Raw genomic sequence first — 208 nt, 5'->3', positions numbered from 1 at the left:
ACCGACATCCGTGCGGAGCTTTCAGATGGCGCAGCGCGGGTGTCGGTTGCGGTGGTGAGGTGTTCGGCGAATGCCTTGGGCGTCTGGTCGCCAAGCGCCGAATGCGGGCGTGTTTCGTTAAAGTCATCCGCCCAGGCCCGGATCACAGCACGGGCGTGCGCCATGTTCCGGAACATGTTTTCGTTCAAAAGTTCATCGCGCATGCGCC

At 62.0% G+C, this 208-nt stretch carries 1 protein-coding gene; it reads right to left on the bottom strand.

Going from position 1 to position 208, the window contains the following annotated elements:
• Positions 1-208, bottom strand: a 208-nt coding sequence (locus GZH79_RS19385; protein ID WP_211645320.1) for an integrase core domain-containing protein, incomplete at both ends; no start/stop codon positions are given.

Origin of the sequence: Loktanella sp. SALINAS62 (genome assembly GCF_018263905.1) — a bacterium.
Taxonomy (GTDB): Bacteria; Pseudomonadota; Alphaproteobacteria; order Rhodobacterales; family Rhodobacteraceae; genus Loktanella.
This window is presented reverse-complemented; position numbering and strand designations above follow the sequence as displayed.